Raw genomic sequence first — 5639 nt, forward strand, 5'->3', positions numbered from 1 at the left:
GAATAGGTTTAAGCAATTTTGTGAGCGAGAAGTTGAAGTTATATGGTGAGGCCTATTATGTTAAAGGGCGTAAAACAAAACAGTCCCTTCAGGGCGTTATAGGGGTACGCTACAGTTTCTAATTATAGGGGTATTTTAAAATATTTTTAAATGTATAATTGTTTTTAAAGATCCTTAATAAAGCATAAACAATTTTTCCGAGCATGCTTCGCTTTTCATGACAGATTATATACTCTATTTTTATATTATGGTGTATTATGTGTTACTTTTTGCTTTGATGAAAAAACTTTGAAAAAATGTAGAAATTCCCTCATATTTTCGATCAAAAACGCATTGAAGAAATGCTAAAGAGCAGTTTTTGAGTGAAGTGATGGGGCTACTCAGAAGAATTATTACAGCCTAAGGTTGAAAATACATTTTGTAAAGCTAATTACGTTTGGTGTCTATGCAGGCGTGGAGGGGGGAGGATATGGCTATACAATATAAATGGAAACGAAATTTTTGGCTACTCATGTTGAGCTGCTGTTTTGTACAGGCAGCTGCAGCAAATGAGAGAGGGGCATCGCTTTTTTGTCAATCTTCTAGTTATGAAAATGATCAAGTATTTCAGGATCCATATAATAAAGATATGACAACAGGAAGATGCATACTTGGAACATCGAATGATTTCATTGGAAGGGGGCGCAATGAATTAGGCTTTTTTAAAAAAACTAGCGATTTTACTCTTGTTGAGGGTTCTAGACTGTTCGCGAGGAAACAAGAGCTTGATGGTAATAGTCGCGACAATGTTGGAGATAATACGCGAGCACAAAATACTGCGTTTCTTAAAAAACCTGAGCTTATTTTCATTAAAGATGGGGCTCTGCTAGAAAATTATGTCCTTGATAATGGAGGTAAAGCATACATTTCAAATGATGGTGAGATTGATAGTCCTGGGCGGTCTATCGATAACACGGTAAAGAATGGTGCGGAGCTTTATGTGTATGCAGGAGGTCTCAGTGAGAATAGTAAAATTGAACATGGTGGAATTGAACATGTTCAGGCTTTAAAGGGAAAACAGGGCTTTTCGAAAAATGCTGTCGTTAAAGAAGGTGGACAGCAAAGTGTGGGAAATGGAGGAAAAGTAGAGAAGACTAAAATTTATGGTGGGGAGCAGCTTGTTTTCGGGGAGGGGGATGTTGGAGGAGAGATTAAAGGGAGTAGCGCTTCTCATACAATCATTTATGGTCAAGATGAAAAACTAGGTCAACAAAAAGTATATGATGGGAGTGAAGTTTGGAATACAAAAGTTATGCGAGGGGGCATACAAGAAGTTGGAAAAAAATCTGAAAGTGCAAAAAATGGAGGTTTTGCATTTGATACGGAAGTTTTTGCTGGTGGTAAACAGCGTATCTTAAAAGGCGGTCAGGCTATTGGAGTCATTTTAAATGAGAGCGCTACTCAGGAAATATATACTGATGGATTTGTAAAAAATCTAACAATGAATAATGAAACAAAATCATGGGTACTTGCTGGAGCGACATTAGAAGGCAAGACACAGGTAAATCATTCTGGGCAGCTTCATCTTTATTCTGGGAATGATCAACATCGTACCACAGTAGAAGATATTCTTTTAAATGGAAAAGATACAAAACTGTACTCACTCACGGATGAGTTTGATGGAAAAAGCTCTTTGATACAAAAATTAAGTGGTGAAGGAAGTGTTATTTTTTCGTTTACGGGTTCTGATCCATACTATTCTGAGCTTCATGTGAATAATCTTTCAGGAAATTTACATTTCGCGTTCAATACCACTATGGCCCAAAACCGTGGTGATTATCTCTTCGTTGAGAAAGGCGCAGGGAATCATACGATAAGTGTTGCTGATTCTGGAGTTGAAATCACGGATCCTTCTTTTTCAAGCAAGCGTGATTTAATTACAGATCAAAGTGGTGGAGCGCATTTTACGTTGACAAGTCTTAAGGGTGAAAACATTAACGCCCTTGATGGTGGAACTTATATGTATGGACTGAAAGAAAGAAAGGATGAAAATGGAAAAATTTGGTTTTTGTCGGCAGATCGCCTCAGTGGACCGGGAACTTCTATTACAGATCTTACAAATCCATTTATTCCTGGGAGAACATTAACTACTCCTTCCACGGATGCAGTGTTAACGTTGTCTGTAGTCCCTGGACTTATTTTTAACAATGAATTGCAAATTGTACGGAATGGTAGAAAAATTTGGAACAGAAATAGAAAAGATATCGAGCTATGGACTTATGGGATTAAGAGCAGAGAACGCATTGCGACAGGCCATACACACTTTAAGCTTGGGCAAACAGGTTTAGTTCTTGGTGCTGATCAGTTGAATGAATTAAGGCATGGAGAGTTATATATTGGTGGTTTCGGTAGTTATGATCAAGCACGTGTTTCTCATGCACGAGGGGGTAATAGTGATCTGAGCTCTTATAGTATTGGAACTTACGCAACTTATTTTGATCATCGTGGATGGTATATGGATGGTGTTTTGAAATATAATTATTATCGAGATAATTTGAAAGCCATATCAACGAATGGTTTAGCGATTCAAAGTCATTACAATCTGTGGGCGATAGGTGGATCATTTGAGATTGGTTGTTATTTTGAACCAGCGCAAAATACTTGGATGCAGCCTTATATCAAGCTAACAGGTCTACAGGTTGAAGGTAAAAAAGTAAAACTTTCCAATGGAATGATAGGTGATTTAAGCCCATCGGTTTCATTCCATAGTGAAGTTGGATTGACGACGGGACATGAATTCTTTGTGAATGCAGAAACTTCATTAACAGCTTATATAATGGCAGCTTGGTTGCGTGAGAATATACATAATAATCATACGACAATTAATAATCAGCATAAATTTATCACAGACTTATCAGGTAGTGCCGGTAAATTGGGAATTGGTTTAAATAGTTCGGTTAATGATAAACTAACACTTTATGCAGAAGCACATTACCTAAAAGGACATAAGATTAAAAATGCTCTTCAAGGTATTTTAGGGTTACGCTATAGTTTCTAAATACACCTTTACATGGCTGATTAACTTTAACAAATGTCATTGTTTTACAAGCTTAAACAGATAACGCATCACACTGTCTTCTCGAGAGTATAAAGATCTTCTAAAATAGGAAGGATGCCTTTATACCCTCTTTTAAAGCAAGGTATTAATTTATAAAGAGTGTTCATTGTTTTGCATGTTAAATGAGAATTCTGAATATTGTAAGTTTCTCTTATTCCAAATCTGCTCCATGTTGAATCAATCAAAGCCATTTACTTGTATGTCACAAGCGGGGAAAGTTGTGTGGAATAAAATTGTACAAGAAAGGACGAAAAACGCCTCTTATAAACCGCCTCAAGTGCCAAGGGGGCAACATTTTAGGGCTGGAAAAGCGTACGATGTTGCGGGCTTGCTTTGCCATAAGCGTAAAGATGGAAGTGTACAATGAATTTAGCAATTATATCATTCATGTTCAACGTTGAGAAATGGACTTGAGCGTATTAAGAGATGTTTCCTTAAAACAAGCACGTAAATATACAACCCAATAACGTTCTGTTTGTCATAAGGGAAATGCCCCCATTAAAGGGCATGAGCATTTTTTCTCATCTATAATTTCAAATATGCAAATTATTTTTTGAACTTACGTGAACAATTTGAATTTTATTCATTTTTTCTGCCTTCAGTTAGAGTTTTTTTTAGTGGTTTATAGATTTGCAACTTATAATCATTTAAGTTAAAAAACACACTAAAAAATTGTATTTAGACATAAATAAAACACATTATGATACATTCTAAAATGAGCTACCTGCGTAGCCACGGGATATTTTTCTAAATAATTGAGAGTGGAGTGTGAATAATGCGATATAAATACAAGTTAAGTTTTTCAGTATTGATGATTAGTAGTTGTCTTATACCATTTGCAAATGCAGTTGAAAACAAGAATAGAGAACTAACAAGAGCAACCAATGTGGGAAGTGGAGGGACTGTACCAAACGGTTCAGCACTGATTACAAATATGTTGCCTAGTACTAATATTAAAATTGAAGAGGGTGGTGTTGAGATCGTGGAAAATGGATTAGTTTCCCTAGAATCCATTATTCAAAAAGGGGGGATGCAGATAGTTACACGTGGAGGAACTGCGCTGAAAGCTAAAGTCCTTGGAGGTCAACAGTTTGTTCACGAAGAAAAAGGTATTGATCTCGCAAATGTGGTCAGACGAAGCAGCGCATATAGTACCACAGTTTCTGGAGAGGGTGGAGCAATAGGACAACAGAATGTGTATGATGGGGCATGGGCTTGGTATACGAAAGTGGAAAATGATGGAGAACAAAATCTTTATGCAGGGAATAGAAAAGACGGTGGAAAATCAAAGGATACTATGATTTCGGGGAATGGTAGACAACATGTCTTAGCAGGAGGAGAGTCCTTTAATACAACCTTGAAGGGGCAGGCTGCTCAAGTAGTATATCCTGGAGGTGCTGTGAATACTTTAACAATTACGGAGTTTGCCAAATCGTGGCTATATGTTAATGCAAAAGAAGTCGTTGGAAAAGTAAGGGTAAATGATAAGGGAAAACTTTATTTGTTTGCTGGCGATATCACAAATCATATCATTAAGAAAGAGATTCCTATAAAAGACAGACCTAAGGAAATAATATTTGGAGTTGGTGAACGGAATGTAGGAGAAAAACCACAAATTGCAATTGAAGATTTAGGGGGACAGAATGGAACTGTTATTTTTAGTTCTATTCCGTATGATCCACGTCATATTTCACTTCATGTTGAGAGGCTTTCAGGAAGTTTACATTTTCGTTTTAATATTAGTGCGACATGGGATGCGAGTGATTACTTATCGATTGGTGATGGCACTGGGAATCACAAAATAAGAGTTGCTGATTCTGGTGCTGAAATTGCAGGTTCTCTCTCACAAAGGAATAGTTTTGTTACTGAGCTTCCGTTAATTACTGATCGAAGCCAAGTTGAAGGAGCTAATTTTACTCTGGCAGATCTTTCGGGGAAGGGCATTACAGCTGTTGATGGTGGAGCCTATCAGTATGCTTTACAGAAGAGAGCAAGATGTGCTGATTCTAGTGGTAGTACTACAATTTGGTATTTAAGTAGAATCTCTGAAAGTATAGAACGTTCTAATTCTGAAGTACAGTGTGTAAACAAGAAAATAAAAGTTCCGGTTACAGCGTCTGATCAAAGTGCTCCTTCTGGAAGAAAAAATACTGGTCCTAAGAAGCCTACTAGAAAAGAGCAGCCTAAGCCACGGCCTCCACGTCATTTAAGAGAAACGCAAAATGTCTCTAATGTTTCGGTATCTTCTTCTCAAGAAAATCGGGCTCGTGTCGTGTTGCCTTCGGAATCTCCGCATTCTCTTTCTGTTGACAAACAACAGATGGCTGTTTCAGCCTCTTCTCAATCTTTAGCCGATCATATGACTTTGCGTCCAAGCAACCAAGAACAACCTTCTTCACATTTAAGTGAGAAGCTTTCAGTTTCTGACTTTTTAACCACGCCTTCTACAGATGCGGTATTGTCTATGTCTGTAGCTCCAGCGATGGTATTTCACAATGAAATGCAAAGCGTGCGTATGGGAAGAGGAATTCTAGATAACAGT

At 37.5% G+C, this 5639-nt stretch carries 4 protein-coding genes; all 4 read left to right on the top strand.

Features of this window, described 5'->3' with window-relative positions:
• Positions 1 to 122 (top strand): autotransporter outer membrane beta-barrel domain-containing protein (locus tag HWX04_RS08980; protein WP_439330029.1); only part of this gene is annotated, 122 nt, incomplete at its 5' end.
• A 347-nt stretch (positions 123 to 469) separates the two neighbouring features.
• Positions 470 to 3037, top strand: coding sequence for a BafA family autotransporter (gene bafA, locus HWX04_RS07645; RefSeq protein WP_175869540.1), 2568 nt, complete (start codon positions 470 to 472; stop codon positions 3035 to 3037).
• A 259-nt stretch (positions 3038 to 3296) separates the two neighbouring features.
• Complete coding sequence (locus HWX04_RS07650; protein WP_175869541.1) at positions 3297 to 3464, top strand: hypothetical protein; 168 nt, start codon at positions 3297 to 3299, stop codon at positions 3462 to 3464.
• A 408-nt stretch (positions 3465 to 3872) separates the two neighbouring features.
• On the top strand, positions 3873 to 5639 hold a 1767-nt coding region (locus HWX04_RS07655), incomplete at its 3' end, for a pertactin-like passenger domain-containing protein (protein ID WP_175869542.1).

Source organism: Bartonella gabonensis, from assembly GCF_903679515.1.
Taxonomy (GTDB): domain Bacteria; phylum Pseudomonadota; class Alphaproteobacteria; order Rhizobiales; family Rhizobiaceae; genus Bartonella; species Bartonella gabonensis.